Below are 18,339 nucleotides of genomic sequence, written 5' to 3'. Positions count from 1 at the left end.
CGGTTTAACCGATGGACCCTTCCATTTCAAAACTGATCAGGCGGTTCAATTCGACCGCGTATTCCATAGGTAATTGCTTGGTAAAGGGTTCCACGAAGCCCATGACGATCATTTCGGTCGCCTTGGCCTCGGAGATCCCGCGACTCATCAGGTAGTACAACTGCTCTTCGGAAATCTTAGAGACCTTGGCCTCGTGTTCCATGGAAACGTTGGCGTTTGAGATCTCGTTGTACGGAATCGTATCCGATGACGACTGGTCATCCATGATGATGGTGTCACATTCGACGTGGGCCTTGGAGCCATCCGAGTGGCGGCCAAAACGCACCGTCCCGCGGTAGTCCGTGGAGCCCCCGGTCTTCGAGATTGACTTGGACACGATGGTACTCGACGTGTTCTTGGCGTTGTGGATCATCCGTGCGCCGGAGTCTTGGTGGATGTTGTTGCTGGCCACGGCGATCGATAACATGGTTCCGCGCGCGCCTTCACCGTTCAAATAAACGGATGGGTACTTCATCGTGACCTTGGAACCCAAGTTGCCATCGACCCATTCCATTGTCGCGTTTTCCGCGGCGGCGGCCCGCTTGGTTTCCAGGCTGTACACGTTGTCCGACCAGTTTTGAATCGTGGTGTAGCGGCAGTAGGCGTCCTTTTCGACGTTGACTTCCACCACGGCCGCGTGCAGACTGTCCGACGAGTAATTCGGGGCGGTACAGCCTTCCACGTAATCGACGCGCGCGCCGGGTTCCACGATGATCAAGGTCCGTTCGAACTGCCCGGAGTTTTCCGAGTTCAACCGGAAGTACGACTGGATCGGCGTCTTGGTTTGGACACCCTTGGGCACGTAGATAAATGAGCCGCCGGACCAAACGGCCGCGTTCAAGGCCGCAAACTTATTGTCGGTTGGCTTGACCAGCTTGCCAAACCACTTCTTGAACAGTTCGGGGTATTCCCGCAATGCCGTGTCGGTATCCGTGAAAATGATGCCCAGCTTGGCAAAGTCATCGCGCATGTTGTGGTAGACCACTTCTGATTCGTATTGCGCCGATGAGCCGGCCAGGTATTGCCGTTCGGCTTCCGGAACCCCCAACCGATCGAAGGTCTTCTTCAGGTCGGCCGGCACATCGTTCCAGTCACGGTACTTTTTGTCCGTCATTTTCTGGTAGTACAACATGTCCTTGAGATCCAAGCCGGACAGGTCCGGACCGTATTTGGGCATCGGTAATTTCTTGTAAATTTCGTAGGCATTGAGCCGGTATTCCAGCATCCACTGGGGTTCGTGCTTGGCCGCAGATATTTCGCGCACCGTTTGTTCCGTTAAGCCCCGGCCCGTCGAATAGGCGGGTTGAATATCATCGTGGAATCCAAACTCGTAGTCCTTATCTTGGACCACTTCTTCTGGCATCGTTGACATTATGCTTCCTCCTCATCTGTCGGCGTCTCTTCTAACAACGCCCGCTGTAAGGCCCACCAAGCTAGCGTGGCACATTTGATACGGGCCGGAAAACTCATGATACTGGACAAAATGGCGGCATCCCCCAATTCATCGAGGTCTGCTTGCGGGTGCTTGGTGCCCATCACCATATCGGAAAAGGTCTTGGCCATCCGCAAGGCGGTCTCCTTGTCCTTGCCCATCACGGCATCGGTCATCATGCTGGCGGAGGATTGACTGATGGTGCAGCCGTCGCCGCTAAAGCCGATGTCTTGAATTTTCTCCTGATCGTCCAACTGAATCGACAGATTGATCACGTCGCCACAGGTGGGATTTTTCAGGGTAATGGTATTGGTACTTGTTGCGAGGTCGTGCTTGTGCCGGGGGTGATCCGCGTGATCCAAGATGACTTCCCGGTACAAACTATTCAGCTTTGACAGCCCCATGATTGAAGAACTCCTTTGTTTCGGCCAGGGCGACTAGTAAGCGATCAGCGTCCTGCTTGGTATTGTAAAGATAAAAGCTGGCGCGGGCCGTCGCAACCAATCCTAAATAAGTCATTAGTGGTTGCGCACAGTGATGCCCGGCGCGCACGGCCACGCCCTCCATGTCTAAGGCGGTCGCAATGTCGTGCGGGTGAATGCCCTTGACGTTAAAGGCAATCACGCCGGTATGTTTGGCGGGATCGTGTGGGCCATAGACTGCCAGGTCCGGATCCGCCACGAGCTTGGGTAATAAGTAATCGACAATCGCTTGTTCGTGAGCAGCGACGTTGGCCATCCCGATGTCACTCAGGTAGTCCACGGCACTCCCTAAGCCCACGGCGCCGGCGATATTTTGGGTGCCGGCCTCGAACTTATACGGCAGTTGTGCCCAGGTACTGTCCTGTTGGTGCACGAAGTCGATCATTTCGCCCCCAAATTGATACGGCGGCATCTGTTCTAACAACGCGCGTTTGCCGTACAGCGCGCCGATGCCAGTCGGGCCCATCATCTTGTGTCCGGAAAAGGCGTAGAAATCAACGTCTAGCGCCTGGACGTCGACCGGGTGATGCGGTACGGCTTGGGCCCCGTCGCCCACGATGATGGCCCCGTGTTGGTGGGCTAATTTGGCCAGGTCTGCCAGGGGATTGAGCGTTCCCAAGACGTTGCTGGCATGGGCGATGGCCACGATCTTGGTCTTGTCGGTGATCTTGTCAGCCGCGTCGGCCATGTCGAGTTCACCGTCGGCCGTCAGCCCAATGTACTTGAGCGTGGCGTGCTTTTTGATGGCCAACTGTTGCCAGGGAATCAGGTTACTGTGGTGCTCCATGATGGAGATGACGATCTCATCGCCAGCCTGGATGACCTGCTCGCCATAGGTGCTAGCCACCAGGTTCAGGCCATCCGTGGTCCCCTTGGTGAAGATGACCTCGGCGGATTCGGCCGCGTTGATGAAGTGTTGGACCTTGACCCGAGCGTTCTCGTAGTCCTCGGTCGCCCGTTCGGCCAGGGTGTGCACGCCGCGGTGGACGTTGGCGTTGTCCGTCTGGTAGAAATGGACCAGGCTGTCAGTCACCGCCGTGGGCCGTTGCGCCGTGGCGGCGTTATCCAAATAGACCAACTGCTCATCGTTGACCTGTTGATTTAAGACGGGAAAGTTTTTGCGAATATCTAAGATGTTAGCGGCCATTTTCAAGTTTCCTTTCAATGATAGCAATTAACTGTTGGCGAACGGCCTTGGCCGGAATGGCACTGAGCACGGCCCCCAGGAAGCCCCGGATGACCAGGCGTTCGGCCGTTTCGCGTTCCAGGCCCCGGCTCATCAGGTAGTAGAGTTGTTGTTCGTCGACCTGTCCGACACTGGCGGCATGACCAGCCATCACGTCGTTTTCATCGATCAACAGGATCGGGTTGGCGTTGCCGTGCGCCTCACTCGACATCATCAACAGCCGGTTTTCCTGTTCGGCCTCGGACCCCGCGGCCCCGTGAATGATGTCGCCGATCCCGTTGTAGACCAGTTCGGACTGCTCTAAGATGACGCCCCGCTGCAGGATGTTGCCGTTGGTATGCTTGCCACGGTTGGTGATCTTGGTGTTCACACCCATCCGCTGGTCGTGGTCGGTGATGGCGATGACCTTGGCGTCAGCCTGGGCGCCGTTGCCATTCAACTCCGTATCGAAGTTGCCGATCGTGTCGCCTTCGTTCATGAACCCGACGGCCCAATTGACCACGGCATTGTCATCCGCGTAGGCCCGGCGTTCCACGTAAGCCAGCGTCTGCGGGCCCAACTCATCCAAGGCCGCGATGGTCACGTGACTATTGGCGTGGGCCACAACTTCCAGCAGGCAATTGGCCAGGTTGGTCTGGTCACCCACCGTCGTCAAATGCTGGTTGATTGAAAATTCGGCGTTGCGACCGGCCACGGCCAAGACGTGTGAGACCAGCGGCTGGTCTTGTGTGTTGTCCTGGACCAGTTGCACGTCGACGGGGTCGGTGATCACCACGTTATCCGGCACGTACAAGAAGACCCCAGCGTTCAGGTAAGCCGTGTGGTAGCTGGCCAAACGGTTTTCGTTGGCCTGGATGGCTTTGGTCATGAAGGCCGCTTGGACCAGGTCCGGATACTCGCGGGCCGCCGTAAAAATGTCGGTCAAGATGACGCCTTGTTCTTGTAAGCTTTCGGGCAAATTGACCCGCACCGTGGTCTGGCCGACCTGCACGATCTGGCAGTCACTTTCAGCGGTAGCGGCCAGCTCAGGAGCGGACTGTCGCCAAGCCAAGGTGTCAGGCATCATGGCCCAGTCGCGGTAGTTGAAGCGTTGGACCCGCGGCATTGGCAGGTCTGGCATTTGCGCCAAGGCTGCCAAGCGTTTGTGAATCAACCACGTGGGCTCATTGTGTTGCTGGGCAGCGGTTTGGATAGCCGTCGCCGTTTGCGATTGCGTTTCCATGGTATCCATTTTGCCACCCCCTAATCTTCATCCACGAGGGCTACGTCGATGTTCAAATCATCACGTAACCCGGCGTAACCTTCCTTTTCCAACCGTTCGGCCAATGAAGCGTCGCCGGTCTTGACGATGCGTCCGCCCATCATGATGTGGACCACGTCAGGCACGATGTAGTTCAACAGGCGTTGGTAGTGGGTGATGATCATGGACCCGAAGTTGTCGCCGCGCATGGCGTTGACCCCTTTGGAGACCACCTTCAGTGCATCGATGTCCAAGCCCGAATCGATTTCATCTAGCAGGGCAAATGACGGCTTGATCATCAACAACTGGAGGATCTCGTTACGTTTCTTTTCCCCACCGGAGAAGCCTTCGTTCAAGTAACGTTCCGTCATGGCTTCGCTCATATCCAAAATGTCGAGGTTCTTATCGAGTTCCTTCAAGAAATCCATGACCGAGATCTGGTCATCCTTGGGCCGCCGAGCATTGACCGCCGCCCGCAGGAATTCCGCGTTGGTGACGCCTTGGATTTCGGCCGGATACTGCATCGCCAGGAACAAGCCTTTGCGGGCCCGTTCATCGACCGGCATGTCCACGATGCTTTCACCGTTCAACAGAATGTCACCTTGCGTCACGTGGTAGGCCGGCTGACCCATAATGGTTTGTGACAACGTTGATTTACCAGTCCCGTTCGGCCCCATGATGGCGTGAATCTCGCCGGTCTTCATGGTCAAGTTGACCCCTTTTAAAATTTCTTTAGCCGTTTGGTTTTCCTCATCGGTCACTTCGGTCACTTCAACGTGTAAATCTTTGATTTCTAGTGTTGCCATTATCCATCAACCTCCATTAGGTATGAAATTCACTGTTAAGGCGTCTTGTCATTGACGGCTTTGTGCGATTTTCACAAATTATGCCCGCATATTCCGTGAAGTGTGCATAAAATTATTCCAGAGTGTTTCGCTCTAGGCCGCTCTTTGTAAGCGCTTGACATTATTATAGGCAGAATATTCCTGGAATAATATTAGGCATTTCCCTAATATATGTGAAAGTGCTTACATGGTAAGCTAGAACCAATTAATCAGAAAGTATTTCATTTGAAAGGCCTGATGAGCATGCAACTCCGTTATTCAGAATCAGCCTATCCGATCGTTACCGTTCAGCAAATGCGCCAACTCGATGGTCAGACGGCCCATCGTTTACAAAACCTCGGCATCCATCCCGGCAGTCAACTCACTGTTTTGCGGGAATATCCGTTTCACGGCCCCGTCATCGTCGAATTCGACCAACAGAAGATCGGCATTCGCTACGTCGTTTTCCAATCACTACTAGGGGGGCAATAGCATGACCACCGTTGCCCTCTTAGGAAATCCAAATACTGGCAAGACCACGCTCTTTAACGAGCTGACGGATAAATACGCCTACGTCGGTAACTGGGAGGGGGTCACCGTGGACAAGAAGCTCGGCCGCATTCGCCACTCGGAAATGGTGGTGGTCGACCTGCCGGGCATCTACTCACTGACACCGATCACCAAGGACGAGGCGGTGGCCTGTAACTACCTGCTCAACGACTCGCCGGACATGATCTTAAACGTCACCAACGCCAGTCAGCTCAAGCGCAACATGTTGTTGTCCATTGAGTTGCTGGAGTTCGGCCGGCCGGTGGTCCTAGCATTGAACATGATCGACGACCTCAAGGCCAACGGCATCAGCTACGATTTCGCCGAACTGGCGAAGCGCCTGGGCTGTCAGGTGCGCGCCACCAACGCCCGGAAGAAATCGGGCCTGGATCAGCTGCGCCAAGAACTGTTGGCCACGCCGCCGACCGCCACGCAACCGCTGCATCTGGCCTATCCCGCGGCCGTGCAAGCCGCCATCACCCAGGCCAGTCAGGCATTGGTCACAGACTATCAGCTGACGCCGGCCTTCGCCAATTGGCTGGCGATCCAGTATCTGAACCGCAACCAAATCGTGCGCCGTTACGCCAACAAGCACCACTTACAGCCCTTGTTGCGCCACCAGCAAGCCTACGACGACCAGAACTTTGAGGAGCAGATTTTCCAAACGCGCCTGGCCTTCATCGACGACACGCTGACGGCCACCACCAAATACTTACACGAGGTGTCCAACGCCAATCTCACGGCTAAGATCGACCGCATCGTGACCCACCCCGTCTTGGGCTTGCCCATTTTCGTGGGCATATTCCTGTTAATGTTCAAATTATCCTTCGATTGGATCGGCACGCCGCTGTCGGATGGGCTGGACGCCTTTATTTCCGGCCCGCTATCCGCCACGGCCAACCAGTTTCTGACTAGCATCGGCGCCATCCCCTTCCTGAAGTCCCTGATCGTGGACGGCATCATCGCCGGGGTTGGCGGGGTCTTGAGCTTCATCCCGCAAATCTTCGTCCTGTTCGCCTGCATCTCCGTGCTGGAGGATTCCGGCTACATGGCTCGCGCGGCGCTGGTGACCGATCGGCTAATGCAGCTGATTGGTCTCAACGGCAAGGCCTTCATCCCGCTGATCATCGGCTTTGGCTGTAACGTGACCGGCATCATGGCCGCCCGCACCATCGAACAACCCAAGGAGCGGCTGGTCACCACGCTGATTTCGCCATTCATGAGCTGTTCGGCGCGCCTGCCAATCTACGGCCTGTTCGTCGCCGCCTTCTTCCAGCGTAACCAGGCGCTGATCGTCTTGTCCCTGTACTTCTTAGGCATCGCGGTGGCCCTCCTGATGGCCAAGATCTATCAGTGGGTCTTTAAGATTCGCGAAAACACGGTCTTCATCATCGAGCTGCCCAAATACCACGTGCCACGACCGGACATCATCGCCATGGGCACCTGGGAAAAGGGCAAGGGCTTCATCCGCAAGGCCGGCACCGTCATCTTCGGCGGCACCGTGCTGATCTGGTTGCTGTCCAATCTGGGCCCTCGCGGTATCGTGACCAACATCGACCAAAGTTTCTCCGCGGCAATTGGCCAATTCGTGCTACCCCTCTTCCGGCCCATCGGCATCACCTCGTGGCAAACGATCAGTGCCCTGATGACCGGCGTGCTCGCCAAGGAAGTCATCAGTTCCAGCATGATTGTGCTCTTTCATTTGAGCGGGCAAACGGGCCTGATCGCCACGTTCAGCTCGCTGTTCACCCCACTGTCGGCCTACGCGCTACTGGTCTTCATCCTGATCTACGCCCCGTGCTTCGCGACGTTAGCGGCCATCAAGGCCGAGACCAACTCGAAAAAATGGGCGCTGTACTCGGTGGTCTCCAGCACCGTGATTGCCTACCTGGCAGCGCTACTCATCTACCAGGTCGGTTCACTGTTCATTTAAAAAAGGAGTCCTGACTATGTCCTTGTTCCTCAACATTCTCATCGTGGCCATCATCATCGGCGGCGCGGGCGTCGTGCTCTACCGCCACCTGAAAAAATCCAAGGCTGGCAGCTGTCCGGCGTGCGAGTACGATTGCGCCGCCAAGCAGCAGTTGAAAAAACACCAAATGGAACAGCATCACTCATCATAAACAAAGCCGTCGTGGCCGCATCCCGGAAGGATTGTGGCCACGACGGTTTTTTGTTAGCGGTTAAATGATTACCATGAGAATCTTGATGTTAGCACTCGTTGTTGACCACTTCGTAGCGGGAACTGGCCGCCTACCGTTCGCTAAATATGGGTTGGAACGCTGGGACGGGCCGAGCCAAAGGGCGGTCTCAAAGTGGCCTCATGGCCGAAACGTGCGCCAACAGGCAACTGGTTCCGCTTAACACTGCTAGACAAATAATCCAGGACCGGGATTATCCGCCTAGCACCGTTAATGCTCGCCAGTTAAACGCCCGTCGTCACACTCTTGTCCCGTGCCAACTGCTGCTGATAGTGCAAGAACAACCCGGTGAACTTGCTGTCGCTGGCCGCTTCCCATGGCTTGGGCGTACCGCAGTAGTGCAGCACCACCGTGTGAGCCATCACCCAGTGAATCTCGTAGGCGTTCAGGCTGCGGGTCTGGTAGACGACATATTTGCGCGTGTCGTAGTTCCAGATTTCCTCGGGAATTTCCAAAATGTCCGCGCCGTACAGGAAGTTTAGAATGTCTTGGTCCGGCAAGATCAGCTCGCTTTCGTACTGCTGAATCGCCGCGGTGATGTCGCCGAGCTTGATTTTGGCCCGCGCTTGGTCGAGGTCGATCACCAGCACGCCGGAATTGAAATAGGCCGTTGTTGTGCCCAGCCGCAGCTGATTCAAGCCGTCCACCAGCTTGGTCACGCCGCGATGGACGGCCGCCGCCAACATCTTCCCTTGCAAATCAAGCGTCCACAGCGGCCGCAACGGGTTGATGACCAGGACGTCTGGATCCAAGTAGATCACGCGCTTGACCGTTGGCGGCAAAATTTGCCCGCTCAGCAGTCGAAAGTACATTTCCTTAGGATACCGCTTGATCAAGGGCACCCCCGCCGCAAAATCCGTGGTTACTTGTTCATTGCTGAACGACCAGTCAAAGCTGTCCGTGAGCTGCCGCACTGACGCCACTTCCGACGCCGTCAGTGACGCGTGCAGTAACCACAAGTGAATCCGTTCGCCCGGATTATTGGCGTGTACCGAGTACAGCATCACCTTCAGCGGCGCCAAGTAGCCCGCGTTCAGGGTCACCAGTAAATTCATCTCATCCGTCAAGTTGTCCACCGACCTTCACTTAGTCTATCCGATTCCATTTAACCACAATCCCCCGATTTCCGCTGGCATGAACGCTCCGCTCGCCAAAATATACCCACTCCCCCAAAACCCTGCATAAATCCAGGAATAAAATGCCGCCAGTATTTTATGCCAAAATGACATGGAAAACTTTGCCGATTTTCGCTAAAATTCGGCGAATCCTTGTTAAATCACGTTTTCACGGCATTTTGCCGCCGCCAACTATTAGGCAAAACCCTCAATTATGCCAAATGGGGGGTGTTTTTTTAATATAGAATCGTATATAAAAACCTGGTATTTTCACGAATATCCGGGAGAATTGCCGGGAATTTTTTACCCGAGTTGCGAGACATGCTATTCTCTAAGTGTTCAAGGCACGTGAAAGAAATAACAAGGTACTTAACCAAGTTCATCCCAACCGTCACGGGCCTCATCATTATGGCAATCAACCAAATCAAAAAAAGATAGTGAGGGTATCAGCATGACTAAAAAATATGAAACAGAAGCCCCAGGATACACTATGACCACGGTGATGGAAGAAGCTGCGCGTTGCTTACTTTGCCACGACGCACCATGTTCCAAGGCCTGCCCCGCTGACACTGATCCAGCGCGCTTCATCCGCAGCGTGCGCTTCAACAACGTGAAGGGCGCTGCCGAAACGATTCGGGAAAACAACGCCTTGGGTGCCATTTGTGCCCGCGTTTGCCCGACCGAAAAATACTGTGAACTGGCTTGCTCCCGGACCGGCATTGACTGCCCCATTGATATTGGTGGGATTCAACGCTACGTCACCGACTTTGAACAAGCCGCTAAGATGGATATCTTAAAGCAAGGCAAGTCCAACGGCCACCACATCGCCATCGTCGGTAGTGGTCCTGCCGGCTTACAAGTTGCCACGACCATGTTGACCAAGGGTTACGCCGTTGATATTTACGAAAAGGCGGAAAAGGCCGGCGGTTACCTGACCTACGGGATTCCTGAATACCGGCTGCCAAACGACATCGTTGAATACGAAATCAAGCGGATCGTCAACTTGGGTGCCAACATCCACTACAACACCACGGTCGGCAAAGACATCATGATGGACGAGCTGAAGGCCAACAATGACGCCGTGGTTATCGCCGTTGGGGCCAGCGAAAGCAAGGTCTTACCGATGTTTGCCGACAACGAAAACGTAGAAACGGCGGTCGGCTTCTTGGCCCGCGTCAAAGAAGCCAAGGGTAACATCACCGACTTACCAGAAAATGCCGTTGTCGTTGGTGGTGGGGACGTTGCCATGGACGTGGCCACGACCTTACGTCGCTTAAACGTCAAGAACGTGACCGACATGGCCTACGAAGAATTTGACGAATTCAAGGCCTCCAAGAAGGAACTCAAGGGCACGCGTGAAGCCGGCGTTACCATCGTCGACGGCTACGTACCAACCGCTGTAAACGGCAATGAAGTTACCTTCAAGCACCGCCACATCGATAGTGAAATGACCATCAAGTCCGACAAAATCATCTTGGCAGTCGGCCAACGCGTCAACGCCGCTAACCTGGGCATCACCATCGATAAGAACGAAGAAGTCCCTTACGCTGGTTACGGCACCGCCGATCCAAAAGTCTTCGTCACGGGTGACATTGCCCAAGGCGACAAGACCGTGGTTTGGGCCGTTCGCAAGGGTAAGGAAGTCGCAGAACAAATGGATAAAATGATTATGGGTTCCGCAAAAGAAGCCGATTTGGTAGGAGGTAACGAATAATGATTAAAAAAGACTTATCCGTAGATTTCTTAGGCGTACATTTTGAAAATCCGTTTCTCCTATCCTCTTCACCAGTAGGTAACTGTTACGAAATGTGTGCCAAGGCCTTTGATGAAGGCTGGGCTGGGGTCGCGTTCAAGACGATTGGCCCTAAGCACTTTAAAGTTGATGAAGTGTCGCCCCGGTTTGACGAACTGACCAAGGAAGGCACCCCGTTCGTTGGGTTCAAGAACATGGAACAGATTGCCGAACACTCCTTGGAAGACAACTTACATGACCTGAAGAAGTTAAAGGAAAACTACCCCACCAAGATCATCATCGCTTCCATCATGGGGACCAACGAACAAGACTGGGAAGAACTGGCCCAATTGGTCACGGAAGCCAAGGCCGACATGATCGAAATGAACCTGTCTTGCCCACAAATGACTTCACACGAAATGGGTTCTGACGTCGGGACCAACCCTGAACTGGTCAAGAAGTACTGTGCCGCCGTTCGTCGCGGAACTGATTTGCCAATCCTGGCCAAGATGACGCCGAACATCACCGACATGGTGCCCGCTGCCAAAGCCAGCCTAGATGGCGGGGCTGACGGGATTGCCACCATCAACACCGTGAAGTCCATCGCCAACTTAGACATCGACCGCAAGACGGCCTTACCAACGGTTGACGGCAAGGGCTCTATCTCCGGTTTCTCCGGGAAAGCCGTTAAGCCAATCGCCTTACGCTTCATCCAACAATTACGGGAAGCTGCCGGCATGGAACAACTGCCAATCTCCGGGATCGGTGGGATCGAAACCTGGCAAGACGCCGCTGAATTCCTCCTGTTAGGCGCAACCACCCTGCAAGTCACTACCTCCGTCATGCAATACGGCTACCGGATCGTGGAAGACATGAAGAACGGGTTGATGCACTACATGGAAGAACAAGGGGTTGACCACCTGTCAGACATCATTGGCGTGGCCAACAAGAGCATCGTGCCCGTTGAGTCTCTGAACCGGGACTACAAGGTTTACCCAAAGATCGACTGGGACAAGTGCATTGGCTGTGGCCGTTGCTACATCTCTTGCTTCGACGGGGCGCACCAAGCTATCCAATGGAATGAGGAAGCCCGCCGCCCAACGGTCGATACCGACAAATGTGTCGGCTGCCACCTGTGCAACCTGGTCTGCCCAGTGGGCGCCATCTCGACTGGTGAAGTTGTGATGAAACCAGGCCGCGAAGGCAATCCAGAAGACATCAAGGTTGAGTCACCACGCTTGACGCATTTCTAAAACGTTAACCGCGTCATACCCGCTGTCCGGGGGATTAAAAAATTGAGTGATTGGGGTGTGACGCTCCTAAAAGAGGCTGGGCCAAAACCAAGGGGTTGAAGGCCCGCCTCATTTTGGGTTTAAACGTTTTACCTAAAGTCCTTGCGCTGTTTCCTAGAATCAGATACACTGTAACTCTGACTACGAAATGGAAGCGCTAACTAGTAAAGGGGAAATCACATCATGAAAATTAGTAAAAAAGTTTGGTTCGACTCCATCGGCGTTGGTGGGTTCACCATCGTTTACAGCTTGATCATGACTGGCTTTTCACTGTGGATGGGTGCCGCCGCCTTCATTGCGGTCTCCTACTTCTTCGGTGCCGGCTTCCCGAAGGATAAGATCTGGAATATTCTGTTGAGTTTCTGCCTGGGCCTCATCTGGGGGCTGATGGCCTTCTCCCTGCTGCACGTGTCTTGGATTTCTGGGCTAGTGGCCTCGTCCGTGATGTTTGGTATCTTGACGTTTGCCGCCCTCTTCTTACAGGGGACCATCCTGCCATTCACCGAGGTGCCGGCTTGGCTGATCACTTGGGGGACGACCATGCTGATCATCTCCAACATCACCATCAAGAGCTGGCCGATGTTTTGCTTTGAACTGCTGGCCTCAATGTTCATGGGCATCTTCGTCATCGGCTACGCTTCGGACTACTTCAACAAGGTCATGTTCAAGTTGTTCCCGGAAAAGAAGCCCAAGGACGACGACAGCCAGGACCACGATACGGCTGATAAGGGCGAACCTGAGGACCAGTTGGGTTAAGGATTTGTGGTAAGTGAAAACGTCACAGTAACTAGACGACCAATCGTTTAGTTACTGTGACGTTTTTTAGTTATCGCATATTCATTTTACCCGTAAATCTCAGTCACTACTTCACGCCGACCGTGTTTCCCCGGAAAACAGAAACCTTACGTTCCGTGGTAACGGTAATCCGACCGTTCTTCAGGACGTACAACCGATCTGGGATGTCGATAACAGCATCATTCTTGACCTTAGTATCAAGAAGTACCAAGTCAGCGTCATCGCCTTCCTGAACACCGTATGCTGGCAAATGCAGAATCTTAGCCGGATTATTCGTCAACATATCCAAGACAGTTGGCAAGTCATCCAAGCCACCTAAGTGAGCCACTGGCACTGCTAAGAAACCAACTTGCATGATATCACCATTACCAAATGGGGTAAATGGATTACGGATGTTATTCGTAGATAACGCTACGTTAACACCGCCATCCCGCAATTTCCGAATTGGAGTGACACAACGCCGTACATTGTAAGTATCAGTCCGACCGCCCAGATGAAGGTCCGTTTCTGGTAATGAAATGACATTGACCTGTGCCTTATGAAGCAGTTCGATGATTGGCTTTAACTTCTCTGGTGGAACAGCCGCTAAAGCAGTTTCATGGCCAACCGTGACCCGACCTTCCCAGTGCTCTTGAATCGTCTTCTCAGCAATATACTGAACAGTCAACTTATCAGCATCATCAAAGAAGTCTTGGTGGAAGTCCACGTCCTTATTGTATTTCTTAGCCAATTCAAAGATATAATCAATGTGCTGCTTAGGATCTGGATCAACGTAAGGAATCCCGCCGACAACATCGGCCCCCATCTGCATAGCTTCATCCATCATCTTCGTCATTCCTGGTAATTTGAAGATACCATCTTGAGGGAAGGCCACAACCTGCATGTCCAACATGTCCTTGTACTCTTCCTTCAATTGCAAAATCGTCTTGAAACCATCAAATCCGGCTTCAGGTGAAAATTCTGCATGAGTCCGCATACTTGTAACCCCGTGTTCAATTTCCATCTCCAAGGCCTTCTTAGCCCGAGCATAGATATCTTCACGCGTGAACGTAGGCTTAGCCTTAGCTGTTACAGCAATAGCTTCCTTTAACGTCCCTGACTGGTTGTGTACCCGATTCGAAATCAATGCTTTGTCCAAGTGAATGTGTGATTCAACTAATCCTGGAATCAGAACATGCCCATCCCCTGCAATCACTTTGTCTGCAGGTTCATTAATCTCTGGTGCAATCTTAACAATCTTACCATTGTCGATGGCAACGTCCTTCAACGATTCATTATCATTTAAGCGAACCTGTTTAAATAAAATGTCCATGATATATTCACTCCATTATTAGGATTTTAAAGCCTGTTGAATACAGTTACGAACCAATGTTAAGCGCTTACATTATATGTTCATTTTCACACATACTCGTTATAAATACATTAGGAGACTTGTATAAGTTTCCTATTAATTTTTATCCTACTCAGACAACCTAGCTGTTAAACCAGTTGCAAAGCCGAATAACGTATCTATTCCCGACGTATGCCCAAAATTCTCAACTGATTGAATTGCAGCTAGTATGTCAGTTGTTGAGCCTTGTTTGAGTGCGGCTATCAAGTGAATGAGCTTCTGTGAGGCTACTCGCTCACTAGCCGCTCGTAAATATGCGACAGATACACTAGTCGTCACGTTCTGCTTAGCTAACGTTGCTAACGTTTCTCGCCATAATGCTGCTCGCGGATCTTGAAAAGCAGTCAGAGCCGTTGTAAAACCAACCATGATATCGTCTCCGCTGGGGGTCAGGCCACGACCACGACCCACTAAATGACCAGCAACGGCTTGAATATCTGCTGCCAAGTTGGCCGACAGTAGCTGATTGCTTAACCGACTAGCTTGCTCCATATTGGCTAGCCCCCATTTTTCCTGAAACGGAATTTGCTGAAATTTAGCCAACGCTGCTGGTAATAAGGTTGGTGACAGATTCGTAGGTACTGTCAAATTAACCTCTTTCAGCGTCATTACAGGCACTGCTAACACCGTCATTTGCGTATAAAGGTAGATAGTTCCATTGATAAATCTAGCCTGATCATCAACGCTTACCTGCCGTAGGATTGACATAACTTGATCATCCGGTAACGTAATCCCTAAACAAGACAGTGTCTCCGTTTTCCGGCCCAAGTGAAATAATATTCCTGAAAACTGAATATTCAGACTGTGCTTAAACAGGCCCGTCACTCGGCCACAATCGTGGTTAAACAAATAGAGAGACAGCCAACTGCTTCTCTCTCCATTTGCAAGGTCATTATCAGTCATCAACGATAACCCCTTTATGCTTCAACTAATTCTTTATCCATAGACTTGGCTTCATCAGCTTCAATGAGCCCCATGTGTTGAGCATAAGCTACTAATGCCTTTTCAAAGCAAGCCAATGGTGCATGCACCGTTCCGGCACCAACTTGTCCAACACCCGCAACTTTGCTGGCAATCCCGGTGTTAATCACTGGTGTAATTCCTGTTTCAACCACCTTCACAATATCGATTCCCATAGCAGTTCCTTGGAAATCCCAAGTTGGAATCGAGAAGTTTGGGTTACGGCCTAGCGTGATCTTAGCCATTTGGTTACTAATCTTTTGGGCGTCCTTGAAACCACCCGCACCAACGAATCGGGTAACACCCGGTGCAGCAATCATAGCCATGCCACCAAAGCCAACTGTTTCGGCAATGGCACTATCACCCATATCTGGATTAGCGTCATCTTGCGAGAAACCTGTGAAGAACAGGCCTTCTGGCGTATTGACTGGAGCCGTGAACCATTGATCACCTAATGCACTGATACGAATCCCGAAATCTTTCCCATTTCGAGTCATGGTCGTCACGACAGTTCCTTTATGATAAGTCCGAGCTGCGTCAACCATTGACTTACCAGTTGCCATCATGATGCTTAGGAAGAATTGATCCGTGTCTGCTAAGAATTGAATGACTTCTTGCTTGGTCTTTTCGGCAATATCCAACGACACAATCAACGGCGCAACTTCCTTGAGGAAGACTAGGCTAGCCGCGATATTCCGTTGATGGAATTCGTCACCCATAGTGATTGCTTTGGCCATCATGACGTTCACGTTTAATCCGCCATCTAGCTTCTTTAACGCCGCACTTAACGTCGGTGCTAAGACATTGGCCATCCAATTCAGTCGGTCAATGACCTCTTGGGAATAAGCACCAAACCGCAGAACTTTACCAATTCCTTCATTCATCGTGCAATAGGCATCGTTGCCTTTCAGCTTATTTTTAATGACTAGGACTGCCATATGTTCTGAGGTAATCCCACCCATAGGACCTACAGCGTTGACATCATGGTTGCAGAGAAAATCAATTTCCTCATTTTCTAACATCCGCCGTGCTTCAGCTTCATCCTTCGCCCAGCCTTCAAACAAGACTGCACCGATGCAGCCACCTTGCATTGGTGACGTCATCTCAGCATATGTGATTGGTGAACCAGCATGTAACAACGTGTGATGCCCCTTCAACTCTGGAATCACACTTCCTGCAGGAACCACGTCCGTTAAGAATGGTGCCGCCTGCTTCAAATCTGTCATCACGTGATTGTTTTCAGTTTGCCGATCTTTTAAGGCCTTGACCCGCTTGATCAATTTAATCATCTTAGGATTACCACCGGCAATTGGTTGCCAGTCAAACTGAACGCCAGTACCACCGAACTTCAGAACCGGTTTCAAGAACTCTGCCACACCAACATTTATAACCCGAGGCTTAGTGTATAACAAGTCCAAAAGAGACTCGCTGGAGGCCGGAACAGGTGCTGTCTTCTGCGTGTAAGGTACAACTGCTTTATCAGGTTCATTGACATCCTTACCAATCAGGTTCAGGGCAACACGTACAGCTTGAGCATTGCTATCACAAACAATTGCACCCGCCGCTGCTAATAATTTCCGCGCTTCTTGGTAGTCTTGCGGGTCTTCATTGGTCCCCACAATCGTCGTCACAAATTTAAGTTCTGGTCGCTTAGCTAATGCGTCCTTAACCGCCTTAGCTAATGCGTCAGCCATCTGATCATCCGTTCCATACCCTAAGACATCATCCAACAAAATGACACCCGTATCTGATTTTTCAGCATACTCATTGATCTTTTCAATTCGAATCCGTGGATCGATCATCGGATGTGGCCGACCTTGGGTATAGATATCATCACCTAAGTCGAGAACCTCGTTGCCATTAGCCCGCAAGACATAGCCCTCATCAGAAATAATGCCACCTAAGTTCAGAGCTTCTGAGATCAGCATTCCTGCTTCATAGGCTAATGTCCCTCCAGAATACAAGCCGATAACTTTCTTACCAACTAGCTCTGGTCCTGCTGTTTGTAATGGCTTAGCTGCATAGTAATTAGGCTTAACCGGTTTATGATCCGCTAAATCCATCGCAATCCGAGCGGTTTCTTCCAACGTATGTGCCAAGTAAACTGAGCCTTCATGATGGTCTGGCTTTTCGCCCAAGAAGATGGCCACGACAGGCTTATTGATACTGTGCAACAACTTTACAACATCATCGCGGACTTCTTTTGCCGGCGGCTTGGAAATAATCCCAACCACTTCTGTTGGGTCATGATGTGCCAATCCAGCGATTGCATCCTCCATGGTAATTGCACCAACAGGATCCGACAAGTCACGGCCACCCGTACCGATCGCATGAGTGACCCCGCCGCCTAGTCGTTCAATGATTGTCGTAACTTCTTGAATACCAGTCCCTGAAGCGCCAACTAAGCCGATGTTGCCTGAGCGAACCACATTGGTGAAGGCTAGCGGTACGTTACTAATGATACCAGTCCCACAATCAGGCCCCATCACCAGCAAGCCTTTCTTATGCGCCTTTTTCTTTAAACGCGTTTCATCTTCTAGAGAAACATTGTCACTAAAAACAAAGGCATTCAGATTATTGTCCAGAGCATTATCAATTTCGTCTGCCGCATAAACACCGGGAACTGAAATCAATGCCAAATTTGCATCTGGCAATTGCTTCTTAGCATCTTCCCAATTAGTCACGTTCTTAGAGTCAGTACTGTCATCATCAGATTTAACTGATAAATCGCTTAGGAAATCATCAGTCGCACTAAGCACTTGATCCATGACACTAGCGTCGTCTGAATCCAAGACAATCATCATATCATTGGGCTGAGCCGCCTTAGCTTCTTCAGTTAACAATCCCGCCTCATCAAAAATATCTTTGTTGGCGGCCGTTCCCATCATGACTTGAACCTTGTTAACACCTGGCATATCGCTAATGTTATTGGTCAAGAGCATCAAGTTGATGGAATCTTGATAGCTATTTTTCTTAATTACGGTATATAACACAATCTCTACCTCCTTGGTTACCTCAATTACAAGTCCAATCATAAGGAACTTCAGTAAAGATTACATTGCCCTGACCAGATAAGGTCGTTTCGCAATCTTTATCTTCTGA

15 protein-coding genes are annotated in these 18,339 nt (G+C 51.7%); 6 read left to right on the top strand and 9 right to left on the bottom strand.

Going from position 1 to position 18,339, the window contains the following annotated elements; all coding sequences use genetic code 11:
* Positions 1-4 precede the first annotated feature (4 nt).
* The 5 genes from sufB to sufC are packed head-to-tail and all read right to left on the bottom strand — an operon-like array spanning position 5 to position 5,185.
* A complete protein-coding gene (sufB, locus tag EGT51_RS08895; protein ID WP_135368361.1) occupies positions 5-1,411 on the bottom strand; it encodes a Fe-S cluster assembly protein SufB in 1,407 nt (468 codons plus the stop codon).
* Complete coding sequence (gene sufU / locus EGT51_RS08890; RefSeq protein ID WP_135368360.1) at positions 1,411-1,875, bottom strand: Fe-S cluster assembly sulfur transfer protein SufU; 465 nt, start codon at positions 1,873-1,875, stop codon at positions 1,411-1,413. Before sufU ends, sufB begins: the two co-directional genes overlap by 1 nt.
* Positions 1,853-3,100, bottom strand: coding sequence for a cysteine desulfurase (locus tag EGT51_RS08885; protein WP_135368359.1), 1,248 nt, complete (start codon positions 3,098-3,100; stop codon positions 1,853-1,855). The genes sufU and EGT51_RS08885 overlap by 23 nt, the downstream gene beginning before the upstream one ends.
* A complete protein-coding gene (gene sufD / locus EGT51_RS08880; protein ID WP_404819924.1) occupies positions 3,090-4,361 on the bottom strand; it encodes a Fe-S cluster assembly protein SufD in 1,272 nt (423 codons plus the stop codon). Before sufD ends, EGT51_RS08885 begins: the two co-directional genes overlap by 11 nt.
* 20 nt (positions 4,362-4,381) lie before the next feature.
* A complete protein-coding gene (gene sufC, locus EGT51_RS08875; protein ID WP_135368357.1) occupies positions 4,382-5,185 on the bottom strand; it encodes a Fe-S cluster assembly ATPase SufC in 804 nt (267 codons plus the stop codon).
* Positions 5,186-5,449: 264 nt separating this feature from the next.
* Between sufC and EGT51_RS08870 the strand changes: the two genes are divergently transcribed.
* Genes EGT51_RS08870 through EGT51_RS08860 form a run of 3 tightly spaced genes read left to right on the top strand, consistent with a single transcriptional unit; the run spans position 5,450 to position 7,875 of the window.
* Positions 5,450-5,695 (top strand): FeoA family protein, encoded by a 246-nt coding sequence (locus tag EGT51_RS08870; RefSeq protein ID WP_404819922.1) that lies wholly within the window; start codon positions 5,450-5,452, stop codon positions 5,693-5,695.
* Position 5,696: 1 nt separating this feature from the next.
* Positions 5,697-7,685 (top strand): ferrous iron transport protein B, encoded by a 1,989-nt coding sequence (gene feoB / locus EGT51_RS08865; RefSeq protein ID WP_135368356.1) that lies wholly within the window; start codon positions 5,697-5,699, stop codon positions 7,683-7,685.
* A gap of 16 nt (positions 7,686-7,701) precedes the next feature.
* The gene (locus EGT51_RS08860) at positions 7,702-7,875 is read left to right on the top strand and encodes a FeoB-associated Cys-rich membrane protein (protein WP_135368355.1); all 174 of its coding nucleotides are present in this window, start codon (positions 7,702-7,704) and stop codon (positions 7,873-7,875) included.
* Positions 7,876-8,177: 302 nt separating this feature from the next.
* Here EGT51_RS08860 and EGT51_RS08855 read toward each other — a convergent pair whose 3' ends face one another.
* A complete protein-coding gene (locus tag EGT51_RS08855) occupies positions 8,178-9,020 on the bottom strand; it encodes a glycosyltransferase family 8 protein (protein ID WP_135368354.1) in 843 nt (280 codons plus the stop codon).
* Positions 9,021-9,519: 499 nt separating this feature from the next.
* Between EGT51_RS08855 and EGT51_RS08850 the strand changes: the two genes are divergently transcribed.
* From EGT51_RS08850 to EGT51_RS08840, 3 genes are all read left to right on the top strand, one after another.
* Positions 9,520-10,782 carry an FAD-dependent oxidoreductase gene (locus EGT51_RS08850; protein ID WP_135368353.1) on the top strand — a complete coding sequence of 421 codons (1,263 nt, stop codon included), beginning with the start codon at positions 9,520-9,522 and terminating at the stop codon, positions 10,780-10,782.
* Entirely contained in the window at positions 10,782-12,053 is a 1,272-nt protein-coding gene (gene preA, locus EGT51_RS08845; RefSeq protein WP_135368352.1) for an NAD-dependent dihydropyrimidine dehydrogenase subunit PreA, read from the top strand. Before EGT51_RS08850 ends, preA begins: the two co-directional genes overlap by 1 nt.
* Before the next feature lie 222 nt (positions 12,054-12,275).
* A complete protein-coding gene (locus EGT51_RS08840; protein WP_135368351.1) occupies positions 12,276-12,848 on the top strand; it encodes a DUF1097 domain-containing protein in 573 nt (190 codons plus the stop codon).
* Between the two features lie 106 nt (positions 12,849-12,954).
* Here the strand turns inward: EGT51_RS08840 and EGT51_RS08835 are convergent, their stop codons facing one another.
* From EGT51_RS08835 to EGT51_RS08825, 3 genes are all read right to left on the bottom strand, one after another.
* Positions 12,955-14,199: an amidohydrolase family protein gene (locus EGT51_RS08835; protein ID WP_135368350.1), complete on the bottom strand. Its 1,245-nt coding sequence runs from the start codon at positions 14,197-14,199 to the stop codon at positions 12,955-12,957.
* Between the two features lie 147 nt (positions 14,200-14,346).
* Entirely contained in the window at positions 14,347-15,180 is an 834-nt protein-coding gene (locus EGT51_RS08830) for a DUF2877 domain-containing protein (protein WP_135368349.1), read from the bottom strand.
* Positions 15,181-15,194: 14 nt separating this feature from the next.
* A complete protein-coding gene (locus EGT51_RS08825) occupies positions 15,195-18,230 on the bottom strand; it encodes a bifunctional FdrA/YlbE family protein (RefSeq protein WP_135368348.1) in 3,036 nt (1,011 codons plus the stop codon).
* Positions 18,231-18,339 lie beyond the last annotated feature (109 nt).

This window comes from Levilactobacillus suantsaiihabitans, assembly GCF_004745505.1.
Lineage (GTDB): Bacteria > Bacillota > Bacilli > Lactobacillales > Lactobacillaceae > Levilactobacillus > Levilactobacillus suantsaiihabitans.
This window is presented reverse-complemented; position numbering and strand designations above follow the sequence as displayed.

Bases quoted from the DNA above. Each gene is read 5' to 3' on its own strand.
- sufB (WP_135368361.1), bottom strand. From the start codon at position 1,411: ATGTCAACGATGCCAGAAGAAGTGGTCCAAGATAAGGACTACGAGTTT.
- sufU (WP_135368360.1), bottom strand. From the start codon at position 1,875: ATGGGGCTGTCAAAGCTGAATAGTTTGTACCGGGAAGTCATCTTGGAT.
- EGT51_RS08885 (WP_135368359.1), bottom strand. From the start codon at position 3,100: ATGGCCGCTAACATCTTAGATATTCGCAAAAACTTTCCCGTCTTAAAT.
- sufD (WP_404819924.1), bottom strand. From the start codon at position 4,361: ATGGAAACGCAATCGCAAACGGCGACGGCTATCCAAACCGCTGCCCAG.
- sufC (WP_135368357.1), bottom strand. From the start codon at position 5,185: ATGGCAACACTAGAAATCAAAGATTTACACGTTGAAGTGACCGAAGTG.
- feoB (WP_135368356.1), top strand. From the start codon at position 5,697: ATGACCACCGTTGCCCTCTTAGGAAATCCAAATACTGGCAAGACCACG.
- EGT51_RS08860 (WP_135368355.1), top strand. From the start codon at position 7,702: ATGTCCTTGTTCCTCAACATTCTCATCGTGGCCATCATCATCGGCGGC.
- EGT51_RS08850 (WP_135368353.1), top strand. From the start codon at position 9,520: ATGACTAAAAAATATGAAACAGAAGCCCCAGGATACACTATGACCACG.
- preA (WP_135368352.1), top strand. From the start codon at position 10,782: ATGATTAAAAAAGACTTATCCGTAGATTTCTTAGGCGTACATTTTGAA.
- EGT51_RS08840 (WP_135368351.1), top strand. From the start codon at position 12,276: ATGAAAATTAGTAAAAAAGTTTGGTTCGACTCCATCGGCGTTGGTGGG.
- EGT51_RS08835 (WP_135368350.1), bottom strand. From the start codon at position 14,199: ATGGACATTTTATTTAAACAGGTTCGCTTAAATGATAATGAATCGTTG.
- EGT51_RS08830 (WP_135368349.1), bottom strand. From the start codon at position 15,180: ATGACTGATAATGACCTTGCAAATGGAGAGAGAAGCAGTTGGCTGTCT.